Below are 16,392 nucleotides of genomic sequence, written 5' to 3'. Positions count from 1 at the left end.
TCTAAAGCCGGGTATGCAACATACACCTGTTAATTTTGGCTCCACCAGAGCCGCCTATATTCAGGGAGCAAAAGATGCTCTCACCATACCAGCCCTCATTTTAGGCAGTACCTATATGGGATTTGGCGCCCTGGTCAGTGAAACCGGGCTGGAAGTTTGGCATGCCTTGATCTCAACGGCTGTTAACTGGGCTATTCCGGGGCAAATTGCGACGATGGAACTTTATGCGATTAATGCCTCGCTGTTTGCTATCGCCGCCGCAGTTGGTTTGATTAACTGCCGATTAATGCCCATGACAATTGTCTTAATGCCCTTGATCCGGAACAAAACAACCCCAAAAATTGTTTATTACTTCATGAGCAATTTTATCGCCGTTACAGGATGGGCAGCAGCAATGAAATTGTGTCCCAAACTTCCCGAAGAACAGCGCCTTCCCTACTTCACAGGTTTTGTCATCCCTTTGTGGTCCACTTGCATGCTCGCAACCTTCGTTGGATATCACCTTCCCGGTGTGCTTCCCGCCGAAGTTACAATGGGTTTGGTGTTCCTAAACCCAGTTTACTTTATGCTGGTCTTTCTTGCTGATTTTACACAACCCGGCCGACCAACAGCCTTAATTCTAGGCGCAATTTTAGGCCCACTAACCTTTTTACTCACACCCAATTGGAGCTTGCTCATAACCGGGGTGGTTGCCGGGACGATTGCTTTCCTGATCAGCGAGCACAGACTCAAGAAAACTCAATCATCATGAATGGATTAGACAGCTTTCTAAGTTCGGATTTTATGGCCCCAATGGCTGCATTGGGTGTTGCTGCCGCCGTTACTTACTTTTGGCGGGGTTTGGGCGTTGCCGTATCAGGCAAAATGGATAAAGACAGCGCCATTTTCCGCTGGGTTACATGCGTTGCTTACGCATTACTCGCAGGGTTAATTGCTCGGATGATTCTTTTACCCATCGGCCCATTGGCTGAATTGGGATTAGAACAACGTGCCGGAGCCACAATCATTTCTCTAGCCGTCTTTTTTCTAACTCGAAAAAACCTACTCGCCGGAGTAACCGCGGGAGCCGTAGCACTGGTTCTAATGGCAAGACTGGGACCTCTATAAAAGGCCCCAGCTAAAAGTACAGTTTAAGCTTCTCTAATCCTATTAAGCCGCGTCTTCCAACGCCTTCACTCCTGGAAGTGTCTTTCCTTCCAGCCATTCAAGAAATGCTCCGCCCGCCGTTGAGATATAAGAAAAATCTTTATCAACCCCAGCATGAACCAAAGCGGCAACCGTATCTCCTCCGCCCGCAACAGTCAGGAGATCACCAGATATCGTTAGAGCGGCTGCTGCTTGAGCCACTGAATTAGTGGCAGCATCAAACGGCTCTGTTTCAAAACAGCCAAGCGGGCCGTTCCAAACCAGTGTCTTACATTTTTTCAATTCAGCAATGATTTCCTGCGCGGTTTGTTGCCCCGCGTCCAAGATCATTTTATTCTCAGGAACCGCAGAAGCCTCAACAGTAGATGTTGGTACATTTTCCGCCAAAGTCTCTGCCACAACAACATCAGATGGTAACATTACCTTACAATTTTGCGCCTCAGCCTCCTTGAGAATAGTCCGTGCTGTATCCGCCATTTCATGTTCACAAAGAGAACGACCAATTTCGATTCCCTGTGCATTCAAAAAGGTATTCGCCATGCCACCGCCGATAACCAGTACATCAACCCGCCCCACCAGGTTACTAAGCAATTCCAGTTTGGTAGATACCTTCGCCCCACCGACCAGTGCAGCAACAGGGCGTTTTGGCTGCCCCAGCGCCTGTGTCAGATGCTCCAGTTCGGTTTGCATCAAACGTCCTGCCGCAGCAGGAAGTAAGCGTGCCAGCCCTTCAGTAGAAGCATGTGCGCGGTGTGCAGCAGAAAAAGCGTCATTGATGAAAACATCCCCCAGCTTCGCAAGCTCTTGTGCAAAAGAGGCTTCATTAGCCTCTTCACCAGCATGAAACCTAAGGTTCTCAAGCATGATGATGTCACCATTTTCTAACGCGTCGACCTGCGCATTAATTTCGGTACCAATGCAATCATTTGCGAAGGCAATTTTTTCACCGCCTAAGGCATCGGAAAGGCCCTGAGCAACGGGTGCCAAACTCATTTCAGGAACGACACTACCTTTTGGGCGTCCGAAATGGGCCATTAGGATTATTTTTGCGCCTTGAGCCTTCAAATCCCGAATTGTTGGCAAAACCCGCACGATACGACTGTTATCAGTAATTTTTCCGTCCCTGATCGGAACATTAAAATCCACCCTGACAAGCGCACGCTTTCCGCTCAACTGAAGATCGTCAATAGTTTGAAATTGAGTCATGATTACTTCCTGTTGTTCTTATAAGACTTCTGGCGCCCAAATCGTTTTTTATTTAATGGAAGTCGTACAGAGTCACCCCATCAAATTCAAGCAAGAAGTGGATACTATAGCCCTGTTCGAGAAATCAGGATATAACGGCATGAATGGTCATAGGCGTTCGAATTCCAGCAATCTGGGAAAGCCAGATAGTTGGGTACATCAATACCGGATATATCAACATTAGAACCAAAAATTTGTACCAAAGGAATTATTGCGAGAAGGATGGCACACGTGAAACAAAAGATCAGGACCGTTCTAGAGAACACAGCTCGCAAACATCAAACCATCAGCTATCGTATGCTTGCTATCGAAGCTGAGATTCCTGGTCCGCAAATTATCCATAAGTTAACAAATGTACTAGAAGACATACTCCGGCAAGACCATCAAAACGGCGTGCTTTCACTCGTCCCTGTGGCCGTCAGTCGAGGGGAGCCAGCTATTCCACGCACTGGCTTTTTCATTCTATTAAAAGAGCTCGGCCTTTATGACGGGCCAGAACAAGGCCCAGAAGCTATTGATAAACACACTGCATTACTTGCTGAAATATATAGCACAATGCCCAAGGTTCAACATTGAGAACATGGCAAGCCAGAAATTAGCCAATCCCTTATAAAATGAGATACTGACTCTCGACATTTATAAGGGATTTAAAATTAGCCTTTAGTTACCACACGTCAGCTCTTTGAAACCATCACAGCGATAGCTTGAACAAATTTCTTTGGACCCCATGTTGATGGTCGGAAAAAGAGAGCCAATGTTATCATCCCTGACCCAGGCAACAGCTGTTCCATGGCCTTTTTTCTTACACCACTCAACCGCAGCAGGCTCGCCACAATTCGTTCCAGGAGTTAGACAATAGTTCAGACGATAGGCATCAAAAACAGGGTACTCATAGGTGGTCCCCCCTACTGCCGTTGGACTAACAAATCGTTGTGCGGTTTCAGTCGGCAAACTTCCTTGATCAGGTGACGTTTCCGAGCCCAAAGGTTGACTTTCAACATTTTCGGCGGGTTTCGCTTCAAACAATTGATAAGACGACGTAAACAACGGGTTTTCAGATTGAGATGTAATTGCCTGCCGCTGAAGCTCACCCTCTGTCACCTGAGTTGGCGGTGGGATCAAGGCATCATCACCTGCCGGGGTAATGCCAGCAGCAACAAGATCAGAATCCGCAGAACTATATGCTGGAGCTTGAAATGTTGTCCCAGGTTCGGGTGCCGTAAACGTCTGAGGGGCAGGGGCAGAGAACGTCTGGGCGGGCTCAGGCGCCACAAATGTTTGCGGTTCTACGGTTGAAGTCGCCGCTTTAGGAGCAGCATTCTGTATGGCTGCAGACTGCTGTACTTCTGCCTCCTGCTTCACAACAGGAACTTCGGTTGTTGGCGTTGCTGATTGCACAGACACAGATGGAGAAGCAACCTTTTGCTGAGCAGGAGCTTTTGCAACAACGGTCTTAGGAGCAGAACTTGCAACGGCTACCCCTGATATGGAAGCAGCAGGACCGGATACATATTCAACTTTGACAGAACGTGCACGCCCTTTATAGCCATAGTCAGCAAGATTGAACTTGCGAATACTCTCTGCCTTGAAAGGAAAAGTAACGTGATTTCCCTGACAATCAGGGAAATCATATAATGTTGCCCGCACGCGGTGACGAACGGACTGATAAGCCCCATCCATGCCGTCGGGATGCATAAAGATCAGTTGATCGCTATCGTTAAATCGAAAAGTGCCACGTTCTCCGGCATAGGTCGTTGGACCAACCAGATTTTGGCAATACCCCGTACGCCCTTTGTCCCATGCTGGAATAAAGGCGCGTCTGTAGTTCAACTGTTCAAGAACATTTGCACAGCCACGGCTATAGGTATTCAAACGCTGCAACATAAGAATTCCCGGTGGTGGCCCCATGTCTCGGCGATAAATAATCATAGACGAATAGGTATCATCTTTCGGGACTGCCATTGAAACTGGCGCATCATTTACACGTTTTAGCGGGACTAAGTCAGCAGATGCCCCCTGCCATAACAAATGAGGCTCTTCTTTACTCCCCAAAAGCGGGGAACAGGATTTATCCGTGGTTTGAAACAACGGCCCCTCGAAAAACAACGCCCCGACTTGGGAACCAAGCTTCACAGAAGAAACCCGACCAGAGAGATCACCAAGAGAAGGAATAAAAGAATAAAGCTGGTCAGCAGAAAGTTCAAAAACTTTCGCGGCTCCCGCATACTCTAATCCATCAAACGCAATAAGTTGATTAGGAGCTGGCTCTCCGGCCAAATCCTGAGCATGAACTGTTCCTGCCAGAGAGCTGAAACCAGCCACAATAGCCACCATCGTTCCGGCAATACGCCCTAATGCTCTCATACGACTTACTTTCCTCATCTCACACAGAATCTTCTTCTGTCTGGCCACTAAACTGGCTCAAACGCACTTTAAAAAGTATTGGCAAAATAACAGGAAGATCGGGGAAAGAAAACCACCTTGATCTTTCCACACAAATTCCAGTTAAAATTCTACCTGATTAACTAATGCTTCCCAAGAGAAGCCACCTGATTACATATAAAAAACGGCCCGACAAACGGACCGTTTTTCATTATCTGTTACCGGAATTAGCCAGCTTTTGAAAAGCGCTCAGCAACGTATTCCCAGTTCACAAGACTATCAACAAACGCTTTCACGTAATCTGGGCGCGCATTGCGGTAATCGATGTAGTAAGAGTGTTCCCACACATCACAACCAAGAAGCGCATGACCACCAGTTACCAATGGATTTTCGCCATTTGCTGTTTTGGTCACAGCAAGCTTGCCGCTACCGTCTAGCACAAGCCAGCACCAACCAGAACCGAACTGTGTCACACCCGCATTTACGAAGTCAGCTTTGAACTGGTCAACACTACCGAAGTCTTCGATGATTTTCTTTTCAAGTTCACCAGGAATAGCGCCACCGCCATTTGGCTTCATCATGTTCCAGAACTCAATATGGTTCCAGTGCTGTGCAGCATTGTTAAAAATGCCCGCTTTAGACGCATCGCCAAAAGAGCCTTTAACGATCTCTTCAAGGGACTTACCTTCCAAGTCTGAACCTTCGAGAAGTTTGTTACCATTTACAACATAGGCGTTATGGTGTTTGTCATGGTGAAACTCAAGAGTTTCTGCTGACATGTATGGTCCCAGTGCATCGTAAGCATATGGAAGGGCTGGTAATTCAAGAGCCATGAGATTTCCCCAATTCTTTAGTTTCGTTTCAGTGTTCGAATTTCTGCCGCACTTTAGCCCGTTTACCCCCTGTTTCAAAAGCGAAAACCGCATCTATATGATTTTCAGTTCCGAATAATCAAAAAGAAAAGAAAATCGGGAACAGATAAACGGGACATTCAAGCGAAAGGCTATTTATTTCTCGATCTTAAGTGTTAAAGCAGAAAGACATTTAAGTGTCTCCTCACTCACATGGTGTTCCACACCCTCGGCGTCAATCTCTGCCGTTGCATCACTGACGCCCGCAGCCTTCAAAAAACGAACTACAATTTCATGCCGACGGCGTGCAGCCAAAGCCATTTCACGCCCCTCCTCCGTCAAGAAAATCGATCGATAAGGCTTAGAAATAACTAATCCCTCGCGCTGTAGACGTTGGATTATTTTATTAACGGTCGCGTGACTGACGCCCATACGTTCGGCCAGTTCAACGACTCGTGCCTCACCATTCACATTGATCAAATCATCAATCAATTCTACGTAATCTTCGGCGACTTCTGTTTTATGGGCTTCGCGGACACGCTCAAACTTTGCAGCCTGTTGTTCTGCATCTTCTAACTCTAAGTTCGATTCAGCGTTTCCCGGGTCAGTAACTGATGCCATGGACTTAAATATAACCTTCCGCCATTCACCTTAAGATCAACTCTGCTTCGCCCCCTACTTACCTGAAAGAATCCCGTATGTAAAAGAGCAAGCTCTTTCATTTATTCTTTAAAAATTTCTTTTTAAGCCCATACGAAATATTAGAAGGCACACGCCAACTATTATGCCATTGACACCAAATGTAGCCTAAGCTACAAATTAATCTAGCAGCAACATAACATTGCCCACCTACGCGAATCGATTCGCTCTCGCCCTAAGCTCCAAAAGCAAGCGGACCTGAAGAAACAAATGATGTTATTTAAATCGTTTACCTTTGTAACAAAGACTATCTTAGCAGCAGCGATGCTCATCGCATCTGGTCAGCTCGCCAAAGCTGATAAACCCGTTGTTGTTACCACCATTGCTCAGATTGCCGATGTCGTCAGCCATATCGTCGGGGATAAGATGGAAGTGGACAGTCTGATGGGCGAAGGCGTTGACCCACACACCTATCGGATGAACAGATACGATGTTGCCGCCCTAACCAAGGCCGACATTGTTCTCTATAATGGTCTCTATCTAGAAGCCCAGATGGAAGACGCCCTAAAGCGTATGGCCACAAAGAAGCCAGTGATTCCTTTGGCAGAAACGATCAATGAATCTATGCTATTAACTAGCCAGGATTACGAAAACAAAAACGATCCCCATGTTTGGATGGATGTCCGAAAGTGGATGGCCGTGACGAGTAAAGCACTTGATGTTATTAAAAAGCACGACCCGGTAAACGCCGATTTCTACGACAAAAATGCCGCCGAATATCTGATCAAACTGGAACAGCTTAATGGATATGTAGAAACTGTTCTTGCAACTGTTCCCTCGAACGAGCGAGTTGTTATCTCTGCTCATGATGCTTTTAACTATTTTGGCAAAGCATACGGCTTTGAAGTTGTCGGCATTCAGGGGTTAAGCACCGCAAGTGAAGCAGGATTAAAAAAGATTGAAACCCTTGTTGATCTTATCGTGACACGTAAGATCAGCGCCGTTTTTGTTGAAAGTTCTGTAGCCGATCGAAATGTAAAAGCTTTAATCGAAGGCGCTAAAGCTCGTGGCCATAACATAACAATCGGGGGCACGCTTTTTTCCGATGCGATGGGGCCCGCGGGAACCTACGAAGGCACCTATATCGGCATGCTTGATCACAATGCGACAGTAATTAGCCGTGCCCTTGGGGGTGAAGCACCGCTAGCTGGCATGAGCAAACAATTGACCTTGACCCAACACACAGCTAACTAAGGCTGTACAGGAAACTTTCCGATGATCGCGAAACTATTGAAATTGCAACCGAGTACATCCCTCAGCTCAGAGACCGCAAAAAAAGCCCCCTTGGCAATCGAAGGACTTTCTGTTGCCTATCACCACAAACCAGTGGTCTGGGATCTCTCGTTTATTGCACCGGAGAAAGGGTTGGTCGCGGTCGTAGGCCCCAATGGGGCCGGGAAGTCAACTTTCATCAAAGCTGCCCTTGGCTTGATCCCGAAGCTATCGGGGGAAATCACCGTTTACGGTAAGCCCGTGGACAAGCAACGTAAGCTTATCGGATACGTTCCTCAACGCGGCAGCGTGGACTGGGATTTCCCCGCCTCTGCGCTTGATGTTGTCACCATGGGACTTTACGGCGAGATTGGCTGGCTGAAACCCGTTCGAAAAGCCCATAAAGAACAGGCTCTATCTTATTTAGAGAAAGTCGGGATGGTCGATTTCGCAGATCGGCAGATCGGACAGCTATCTGGCGGGCAACAACAACGTGTTTTTCTTGCCCGTGCACTGGCACAGGACGCATTGCTTTATTTCATGGATGAACCTTTTGTCGGTGTCGATGCCGCGACAGAACGTGCCATTATCAATGTATTGAAAAAGCTAAAAGATCAGGGGAAAACCGTAATTTGTGTTCACCATGACCTTCAATCGGCCCCGGATTATTTCGATCACGCGCTTATTCTCAATGTCAGGTCAGTGGCCAGTGGCCCAATGCACGAGGCCTTTACCTCTGAAAACTTGCAACGTGCCTACGGTGGCCGCCTAGCACCTTCGGAATTGTCAGGGTTGATGTCTCTCGCAGGCCAATGATCCTAACCTAAAGACCCAGAACACATTAAAAACCAGAAAATACCACCAGAAACGCCAAAGGCAGAATCGTGCTTCAGGAACTTTTTGAAACCCTAACTTTACAGAGTGGGTACAACACGAATGTTGTCCTTCTCGGTGCTGGCTTACTTGGCACTGCAGGGGGAGTTGTCGGTGTCTTCTCTCTTTTGCGTAAACGCGCCTTGATCAGCGATGCAATCAGCCATGCAACTCTTCCCGGCATCACATTGGGGTTTCTGGTTGCCCTTACCCTGACAGGGACAGGCAAAAGCCTTCCTTTTCTCATGATCGGCTCAACACTGAGCGGTATACTTGGCGTTTTATTAGTCCAATGGATCAAGGACAACACACGCCTTCCAGAAGATTCGGCTATTGGTACTGTGCTCAGCTCGTTCTTTGGTCTGGGCGTTGTATTGATGAGCTACATTCAAACCCTGAAAAGCGGGAGCCAGGCGGGTCTGGAGAGTTACTTACTAGGCTCCACAGCCAGCATGCTACAGAGTGAAGCCGAAATGATCGCCACTTCAGCCCTTGTCATAACTGTGCTTGCTGTCCTGTTCATGAAAGAATTTGGCTTGGTATGCTTTGATCCGGATTACGCTGCATCACGTGGCTGGGCCGTGAGTAAAATTGACCTTCTTATGATGGCCCTATTGCTCGCGGTTGTTGTCATTGGCCTTAAAACTGTAGGACTCATTCTGATCATCGCGCTTGTAATTATCCCACCCGTTGCGGCCCGTTTTTGGACTGACCGCCTGGGCGTTATGGTCGCAATTTCTGCCTTTACGGGCGGGATGAGCTGTTATCTTGGGGCAGCGTTATCTGCGCTTACCCCGGACTTACCTTCTGGGGCAACAATCGTGTTGACCGCAACAGCTCTCTTTACACTCTCTCTTCTTTTTGCCCCGAAAAGAGGTGTGGTTGCCACGGCCTTAAGACAGTTTTCCTTCAGACTCAAAATTACGCGCCGCCGTGCTCTTTTATCCCTCGACAAGGGGCAACCGGATCTATCTTTTTTGGCCTCATTCTTGTTGAAACATGAAGGCGTTTTGAACAACGACCTCACCCTAACAAAAAGGGGGACGAGAATCGTTACTTCCATGTCCAGAGACCAAGCACTTTGGAATCAATACCTCAATGACTATCCGGAAGAAGCCTTCGCTCAAAACCGCTGGTCGCTTGCCATGATTACCGACATTCTTCCCCGCGATCTAATAAAAGAGCTGGAAATGTCGATTGACAATCCGCAGAAGGAAATCGGCTAATGGATTTACCACTCGCAGATTTTCTCCAGATTGATTTCCCAGCACTACTGGTTGCCTCTCTTGCTGGGCTTTGTTGTGGTTTACCTGGCAACTTCCTTGTTCTCAGGCGCCAGAGTTTGATTGGCGACGCCATGAGCCACGTTGTTTTGCCGGGTATCGTGGTCGGCTACCTCTTGTCTGGAACGTTAGATACATTGCCCATGCTGCTCGGCGCTTTGGGCGCGGCGCTGATATCGGCCCTTTTGATCGAAGTTATCCGCCGTCTTGGTAATGTAGAACCAGGTGCAGCCATGGGAGTCGTTTTTACATCCATGTTTGCTCTTGGTGTGCTCATTTTGGAACAGACCGGAGCCTCTGGTGTTCATCTTGATGTCGAACATGCCCTCTACGGAAATCTGGAATCTACTCTCTGGTTCGGGCTAAACAACTGGTCTGATATATTATCAACTGATGGGCTGGCACAGATGCCGGGCAGTATCAGCAGGCTTGGGGGTGTTACCCTTCTCGTCCTGCTTGTCATTATCCTCTTTTTTAAAGAATTGAAGATATCAACCTTTGATCCCGCGATGGCAACATCCTTGGGCTTCAATGCCCGTTACATCAGCATTGGCCTGATCATCATAACTGCAACCTCTGCTGTTGCCGCATTTGATGCCGTTGGATCCATTCTTGTCATTGCCATGTTCATCTGCCCCGCCGCAACGGCACGTATGTGGACGGATAAACTGAGTTCCCAGATCATCCTGTCATCCTTCTTTGCACTTTTATCCGGATGCCTCGGATACTTGATCGCCGCTTTTGGCCCGTTTCTACTCGGTGAAAATTACGCGTTAAACGCAGCGGGTATGATTGCCGTTGTCGCGTGTCTGCTACAGGCCTTTTCAATGATATTTGCCCCGAATCACGGGACGCTCGGGCGTTTCCTGAAGCAGCGCAAAGCCCTTCAGGAGCCCGCGCCGCTTTAAATTCGGAAGTCTATTTCTTCAAAACGTTTTCGAGAACATCCAAGGCTTTATTGGTCAAAATATCGATCAAGACAACATCGTCATCTACGATCACAAATCTGCTGTTTGCCCGGCGAGGTAATCTGCTTTGCAAGTCGCTAGGCAGATCACGCTTGGCTAAACCAGGAGGTAGAGACCCTTTTTCATCCAGCTGCTTTTGTAGTCCGGGAGGCAAAGATCCTTTTTTAGCCAAACCTGGCGGCAGGCCTTTCTTCTTGCCCTTCCCTTTATTCTTTTTGTGATCTTTGGACGTCTGGTCTTCTTTGCCAAAATAACGATTAATCACCGTCCGCTCAATTTCACTGATCACATTTCCAATGACCTGTTCTTGCGACGTTTGTGCCGCATAGGCTGGCGACATGGACACAATCCCCACAGCCGTCAAACAAAGAACGGTTGGTATAATTGCCGCAGTGAAACTTTTTCTGATTAGACGCTTCATAACGTAACCTCATTTCTTGTTCGTTAGGGAAGAGTATAAGCGAAAAGAGGCAATAATTGGATCAGCGTAGATATACCTAGCGGGTAAATGATGATTATAACTTCTGGCTTTGAGTTGGCAGTTTACGTTCTGAAAGCGGCGTACAGCCAAAGAAATTACGATAACAGCGCGAGAAATGCGCCGATGAATTATAGCCACAAGCCAAGGCCACTTCGATAATCCGCATCTTGGTTTGCATGATCAACTGTCGTGATCGATAGAGCCTGAGTTCGCTATAATATCTGGCCGGCGACTTATTAAACTGCTTGCTGAACATGCGTTCTAGTTGACGGCGTGACGATCCCGCAATTTTGGACAACTCTTCAAGGCTCAAAGGCTCTTCCAAGTGATCTTCCATAATTTGGATCACTCGCAACAGGCGTTGATCTTGAATGGAATAGCGTGCGGAAAGACCAAAGTACTGGAACTCTCGACGATCTCTAATACGTTCGTGCACAAACTGATCCGCCACCATTCTGGCCAGCTCAAACCCGTGCAGGTCAGAGATAAAGTTCAGCATCATATCCAGCCCAGCCGTACCGCCCACACAGGTAAAGCCTCTTGCACTAACTTCGAACAGTTCGTTTGATGTTTCAATCTCGGGAAAAGTTTCTTTGAAGGCTGACAAATATTCCCAATGGACCGCACATTTGGTTTTATCAACCAACCCGGCTTTGGCCAAATAATACGACGCTGTATAAAGCGCCCCAATCACCTTGCCCTGACGCCCCACGGCTCTGAGCCATGGCATAAAATCACTGGTATCAAACCCCGATATATTATGTCCGCCACAAAGGATAATATTTTCAGGCTCGCTCGCAGATACCAAATCACCCCGCACCTCCAATCGCAAGCCATTAGATGCTTCAACGTTCTTTCCATCCAGTGAGAAAACAGGGCAATCGTAAAGCTCTTCTCGCGCAACTTTATTTGCAACCCGCAAGGGCTCCATCGCAAAGGTAAAAGAGTTCATTGAGAACCCAGGCAAGAGCAAAAAGCCAACACGCCGGGTTTTGCCTTCTTTGGGTTCTGGAAACATTTTATTCTCTTTTACAAATGTTTGACACGTGTCACGAGTACAACAACTGGATTCTGTCGCTTTCTACATAAAACGACACATCCCCTTCTAAGCGGCCTTTTCCAAGGTTTCAATAGTAGAAACAAGAAAGGCTGCCTGAAACAGACAGCCTTTCATAATTAGACGCAGTATTTAGCTTTAGCTGTTTAACTTAATTGTTATTCAAGGCGTAAAGAGTGAAGTGTAGATTTTTCTGCATGAGCGATGAAACAACGCATAAGAATATCGGGAAGAAGGATTAAGTAAAACAGCTATACTTTATTCTTGTGCCAATACTCGATCGCAGCACCAACACCTTTGCCTGGTTCAATATCCATTCCCAGATCGCGCATAACCATCTCAGCTCCGCCAAGTGCGCTAAACAGCATGCATTCGTTCAAATCACCAAGATGTCCAATACGGAATAGCTTTCCAGCGACTTGAGTAAGCCCCCCGCCGAGGGAAAGGTTATAATCCTGATAGGCTCGCTTAACGATTTCCTGCCCGTCAATATGCTCAGGAACCATAACACCGGTAACCGTATCAGATTGCCATGCAGGTGTTTTGGCACAGGTCGACAGTCCCCATGCGGCAACAGCTTGCCGTACCCCTTCGGCCAGACGATGGTGTCTTTGCCACACGTTTTCCATGCCCTCTTCAAGCAGAACATCAACAGAAGCACGCAAGCCTCTCAACAATCCCATGGCAGGTGTATAGGGACCAAAACCAGTACGTGTCTGATTAATCATCATCTTAAAATCAAAATAGAACCGCGGGCACGATGCCGTTTCACCCGCTTGAAGTGCCTTTTGGCTAACGCCAATAATGCCAAGCCCTGTTGGCAACATGAAGCCCTTTTGTGAACCAGCGACGGCAAGATCAACGCCCCATGCGTCCATCTCAAACTCAATGGCACCAATTGAACTGATACCATCCACATACAGCAACGCTGGGTGGTTACAGGCATCCAAAGCTTCGCGAACACCCTTGATATCAGATGTAACACCCGTTGCAGTCTCATTGTGACAAACAATGACACCTTTGATCTCATGCTGGGTATCAGCAGCAAGGCGTTCAGCAATTTGCTCTACAGGCGCACCCTCACCCCACGGCACATCAATATCTTCGACCTCAATACCAAGTGCACGACACGAATCAATCCACAGGCTCGAAAACTGTCCGAAACGCGCCGTAAGCACTTTATCGCCCGGTGAAAGCGTATTGGTAATGGCCGCTTCCCATCCACCCGTCCCGGATGATGGAAAAACAATCACTTCACCTTTGGTTGTCCGGAAGATTTTTTTCAAATCTTCAAACAAGGGCACCATGAAATCCGGCGCAGACATAGCCCGGTGATCCTCTGTATTTATATCCATCGCCAGACGAATACGTTCCGGCATATTTGTTGGTCCGGGGATGAAAAGTGAATTGCGGCCAGCCATCATTAAATCCTTAGCAGTATCTTTAAAATAAATTCATCAGAGAGTACGCAAACGGACCCTTTGTAAAAAGGGTAAATTCGGATTAACAATTGTGACATAAACGCAATAATCCCTTTTTCATTCATCAAGCTTGCCTGCCTCTCAAAAAAGGCGCAGAGTTTGGCTCTCATCAATCACGCCCTCAAATCGAGCCTCTCCATGACACTAGAAGTTTGGCTATTTTTCATAGCCGTTAGTTTTGTTCCGGCAATCAGCCCAGGACCGGCGGTATTATTAGCACTTTCAAACACCCTTAAATTTGGCGGGCGCGCAACGATCTGGTCTGCAACAGGCAATGCGCTTGGCTTATTTATTCTCGGATTTGGAGTTGCTCTGGGCTTGGGTACAATTATGGAAACGTCAGCCCTAGCCTTTACCATTCTAAAATTTATTGGCGCAGGCTATCTGATCTGGCTCGGCATTAAAACTTGGAGAGACAAAAGCGGCTTGGTAGAAGACGATCTAAACATACGTCCCCCTCAAAAACACAAACTTTTTTCAACAGCCCTAATTGTATCACTGACCAACCCAAAAGCGATCGTCGTTATATTGGCGCTGTTCCCGCCCTTTATGAGCGGAGAAGGATCCGCACTATTTCAGGCAACAATCTTGTCCGCAACTTATGCGATTCTCTGTTTCTTAAACCACCTGATGATTGCCATGATGGGCGGACGCTTGAAAAATTTTATGAGCAATATAAAGCGCATTCGTCTTGTTCGCCGCGTGCTCGGCGCAACTTTTGTCAGCTTTGGTGCTCTACTCGCTTCGGCTCAAAGGTAAGCTACCATCCCATTCTGTCCGCAAAAGCATGCCAGCGAATCATAAAGGGCATGAACCACGGAGATCCGCTATAAAATGGCCTGCTATTAAAAGGCAGGTCATCCAATTCGGTCCGACCTTCAGGATCACCCAGAATTTTCAACGCTGTCTTACGACCGAAATAGACCGCGCGTCCAACGCCTGAACCACAATACCCCATAGCATAATGGACACCATCGATTTTCCCCACATGCGGCGCATGATCAAAAGTATAGGCCACAACACCGGACCACGCATATTCAATCTTTGCCGATTGTAACTGTGGATAAATTCGTCGCATCGCGGCTCCTAGATAAGCAACGTACTCTCTGGGGTTATCCTTGAGATCCTTTGCACGACCGCCAAAGACCATTCGCTTTCCATCAGGCGACGGACGGTAATAAAAAACCAAACGGTGCGTATCGCCGTGACCTCTTAATTTAGGTGAAAGTTCGACAATTTTTTCCGGCGGCAACTCTTCTGTCGCTGTTACCGCAGACCGGATCGGGATAATGCGTTGACGAAACCATTTTAAATTTTTAGGCGTGTAGCCATTCGTAGCCACGATAACATCGCTCGCTTTCACAGAATGGTTCTTCGTGCGCACCTCTAACTCACCTGCTGAGCCAGAAACATCCTGCACAGCTTGTCCACCATAAACCTTTGCACCCGCCTCAGTAGCTTTACTCAAAATACCTTGTAGTAATAACGCAGGTTGAAGCGTGCCATCATCTTCATACACAGCTCCACCATGATAAAGGTCAGACCCAATTTCATAGTGTTGTTCAGATTTTGGAACCATATGCGCGTTAAGACCAAGCTCTTTTTGCATAACCTCAACTTGTCGGGCGAGGTTATCATAATGCTTAAGATGAACGGCACCTCGAAACCGCCCACGCATTACCAATTCACAATCTATTTTTTCCTCTTCCACAAAAGAAATCAGCGACCGCATGCTATCCAAACTTTCACGCATGATGCCACGCGCTTTATCTTTCCCATACGCGCGCTCTAGCCCTTTGAGGCCAAGTTTATGAAAGCTTGGTCCCAACAGGCCCCCGTTTCGCGCTGAACACCCCCATCCCGGACGTTCAGCGTCCAAAACAACGACAGATCGTCCTGCACGCGCAAGGGTAAGCGCCGCAGAAAGTCCTGTGTATCCTGCGCCAATAATGACAACATCAACTTTTTTAGGTGGGGTATCAGGCTGAACGTAACTATCTGGCTGAAAACGAGGATCAGTCCACCAAAAAGGTTCATGCTTGAAAGCTTCAAATTCAGCCATGGCCATGCTCAGTTATTGGAGAGAAAAAATTCACACAAAAGATTTACATCTGAAATAAAGAATATCGTAGAATAGTAAGCTGCCACGTCGATGAAATCATGGGAAGTAAAAAGCCCGATTTCTGTATTTAACGACGCTAAATGATAACGCCATATGCCTTCCTCTTATCTTTTATCCAGCGGCACCTCTGTTGTTTCTTTAATTTTTTCCATAGAAAAGTATGACGTCACATCATGCAATGGTGCCGTGCGAATAATCTTCTTATAAACCCTGTCATAGTCTTCGATACTAGACACCAGAATTTTCAACAAATAATCCACGTTCCCATTGAGCCGATGGAATTCAACCACCTCATCAATCTTACTGATACCCTCGGAAAAACTTTCAAGCCATCCATCCCCATGATGCGCCGTTCGCAACTCGACAAAAACCGTCAACTCTTTCCCCACCATAGCCGGATCAACCAAGGCCACCTGTTTTTTTATAACACCAGATTCCTGCAATAGCTTTATGCGACGCCAGCAGGCGTTGGTAGACAGATTAACCAACTCTGCAATTTCCGATGCGGGGCGACTGGCATCACGCTGTAGCTCCTTTAAAATTCGGAGATCAATATCATCTAACTTCATCAAACTCTCTTATATTGGGATAT

General features: G+C 47.2%; 17 protein-coding genes. 8 read left to right on the top strand and 9 right to left on the bottom strand.

What is annotated here, in order from left to right; all coding sequences use genetic code 11:
- The first annotated feature begins 13 nt into the window (after nucleotides 1–13).
- Nucleotides 14–751, top strand: a complete 738-nt coding sequence (locus ACN0W5_RS14430; RefSeq protein ID WP_417454799.1) for an AzlC family ABC transporter permease — start codon at nucleotides 14–16, stop codon at nucleotides 749–751.
- Nucleotides 748–1,107, top strand: a complete 360-nt coding sequence (locus ACN0W5_RS14425) for an AzlD domain-containing protein (RefSeq protein WP_299378529.1) — start codon at nucleotides 748–750, stop codon at nucleotides 1,105–1,107. The genes ACN0W5_RS14430 and ACN0W5_RS14425 overlap by 4 nt, the downstream gene beginning before the upstream one ends.
- A 42-nt stretch (nucleotides 1,108–1,149) precedes the next feature.
- Here ACN0W5_RS14425 and ACN0W5_RS14420 read toward each other — a convergent pair whose 3' ends face one another.
- The gene (locus ACN0W5_RS14420) at nucleotides 1,150–2,352 is read right to left on the bottom strand and encodes a phosphoglycerate kinase (RefSeq protein WP_417454798.1); all 1,203 of its coding nucleotides are present in this window, start codon (nucleotides 2,350–2,352) and stop codon (nucleotides 1,150–1,152) included.
- A gap of 270 nt (nucleotides 2,353–2,622) precedes the next feature.
- Here ACN0W5_RS14420 and ACN0W5_RS14415 point away from each other — a divergent pair, with 270 nt between their 5' ends.
- On the top strand, nucleotides 2,623–2,967 hold the full coding sequence (locus tag ACN0W5_RS14415; RefSeq protein WP_417454797.1) for a hypothetical protein: 345 nt from the start codon (nucleotides 2,623–2,625) through the stop codon (nucleotides 2,965–2,967).
- An 84-nt stretch (nucleotides 2,968–3,051) separates the two neighbouring features.
- Here ACN0W5_RS14415 and ACN0W5_RS14410 read toward each other — a convergent pair whose 3' ends face one another.
- The 3 genes from ACN0W5_RS14410 to mntR form a co-directional block, all read right to left on the bottom strand.
- Nucleotides 3,052–4,755, bottom strand: a complete 1,704-nt coding sequence (locus ACN0W5_RS14410) for a hypothetical protein (protein ID WP_417454796.1) — start codon at nucleotides 4,753–4,755, stop codon at nucleotides 3,052–3,054.
- A gap of 245 nt (nucleotides 4,756–5,000) precedes the next feature.
- Nucleotides 5,001–5,606: a superoxide dismutase gene (locus tag ACN0W5_RS14405; RefSeq protein WP_417454795.1), complete on the bottom strand. Its 606-nt coding sequence runs from the start codon at nucleotides 5,604–5,606 to the stop codon at nucleotides 5,001–5,003.
- A 174-nt stretch (nucleotides 5,607–5,780) separates the two neighbouring features.
- Complete coding sequence (mntR, locus tag ACN0W5_RS14400; protein WP_299378539.1) at nucleotides 5,781–6,245, bottom strand: manganese-binding transcriptional regulator MntR; 465 nt, start codon at nucleotides 6,243–6,245, stop codon at nucleotides 5,781–5,783.
- 291 nt (nucleotides 6,246–6,536) lie between these two features.
- On the opposite strand from mntR, the gene ACN0W5_RS14395 reads away from it, so the two are divergent.
- The 4 genes from ACN0W5_RS14395 to ACN0W5_RS14380 all read left to right on the top strand — a co-directional run bounded on the left by ACN0W5_RS14395 (nucleotide 6,537) and on the right by ACN0W5_RS14380 (nucleotide 10,599).
- Complete coding sequence (locus ACN0W5_RS14395) at nucleotides 6,537–7,517, top strand: metal ABC transporter solute-binding protein, Zn/Mn family (RefSeq protein ID WP_417454794.1); 981 nt, start codon at nucleotides 6,537–6,539, stop codon at nucleotides 7,515–7,517.
- 21 nt (nucleotides 7,518–7,538) lie between these two features.
- A complete protein-coding gene (locus tag ACN0W5_RS14390) occupies nucleotides 7,539–8,351 on the top strand; it encodes a metal ABC transporter ATP-binding protein (protein WP_417454793.1) in 813 nt (270 codons plus the stop codon).
- A gap of 68 nt (nucleotides 8,352–8,419) precedes the next feature.
- A complete protein-coding gene (locus ACN0W5_RS14385) occupies nucleotides 8,420–9,634 on the top strand; it encodes a metal ABC transporter permease (RefSeq protein ID WP_417454792.1) in 1,215 nt (404 codons plus the stop codon).
- A complete protein-coding gene (locus ACN0W5_RS14380) occupies nucleotides 9,634–10,599 on the top strand; it encodes a metal ABC transporter permease (RefSeq protein ID WP_417454791.1) in 966 nt (321 codons plus the stop codon). The genes ACN0W5_RS14385 and ACN0W5_RS14380 overlap by 1 nt, the downstream gene beginning before the upstream one ends.
- Nucleotides 10,600–10,609: 10 nt before the next feature.
- On the opposite strand, the gene ACN0W5_RS14375 is transcribed toward ACN0W5_RS14380, so the two are convergent.
- The 3 genes from ACN0W5_RS14375 to ACN0W5_RS14365 all read right to left on the bottom strand — a co-directional run bounded on the left by ACN0W5_RS14375 (nucleotide 10,610) and on the right by ACN0W5_RS14365 (nucleotide 13,618).
- A complete protein-coding gene (locus ACN0W5_RS14375) occupies nucleotides 10,610–11,080 on the bottom strand; it encodes a hypothetical protein (protein WP_417454790.1) in 471 nt (156 codons plus the stop codon).
- A 94-nt stretch (nucleotides 11,081–11,174) separates the two neighbouring features.
- On the bottom strand, nucleotides 11,175–12,158 hold the full coding sequence (locus ACN0W5_RS14370; RefSeq protein WP_417454789.1) for a GlxA family transcriptional regulator: 984 nt from the start codon (nucleotides 12,156–12,158) through the stop codon (nucleotides 11,175–11,177).
- Nucleotides 12,159–12,448: 290 nt separating this feature from the next.
- On the bottom strand, nucleotides 12,449–13,618 hold the full coding sequence (locus ACN0W5_RS14365) for an aminotransferase class V-fold PLP-dependent enzyme (protein ID WP_417454788.1): 1,170 nt from the start codon (nucleotides 13,616–13,618) through the stop codon (nucleotides 12,449–12,451).
- Between the two features lie 159 nt (nucleotides 13,619–13,777).
- Between ACN0W5_RS14365 and ACN0W5_RS14360 the strand changes: the two genes are divergently transcribed.
- Entirely contained in the window at nucleotides 13,778–14,437 is a 660-nt protein-coding gene (locus tag ACN0W5_RS14360; protein ID WP_417454787.1) for a LysE family translocator, read from the top strand.
- Nucleotide 14,438: 1 nt separating this feature from the next.
- Here the strand turns inward: ACN0W5_RS14360 and ACN0W5_RS14355 are convergent, their stop codons facing one another.
- Together ACN0W5_RS14355 and ACN0W5_RS14350 are read right to left on the bottom strand one after the other, a co-directional pair.
- On the bottom strand, nucleotides 14,439–15,740 hold the full coding sequence (locus ACN0W5_RS14355; RefSeq protein WP_417454786.1) for an FAD-dependent oxidoreductase: 1,302 nt from the start codon (nucleotides 15,738–15,740) through the stop codon (nucleotides 14,439–14,441).
- Between the two features lie 164 nt (nucleotides 15,741–15,904).
- Nucleotides 15,905–16,369, bottom strand: coding sequence for an Lrp/AsnC family transcriptional regulator (locus tag ACN0W5_RS14350; protein ID WP_299381415.1), 465 nt, complete (start codon nucleotides 16,367–16,369; stop codon nucleotides 15,905–15,907).
- Nucleotides 16,370–16,392 lie beyond the last annotated feature (23 nt).

This window comes from Kiloniella sp., assembly GCF_048270245.1.
Taxonomy (GTDB): domain Bacteria; phylum Pseudomonadota; class Alphaproteobacteria; order Kiloniellales; family Kiloniellaceae; genus Kiloniella.
This window is presented reverse-complemented; position numbering and strand designations above follow the sequence as displayed.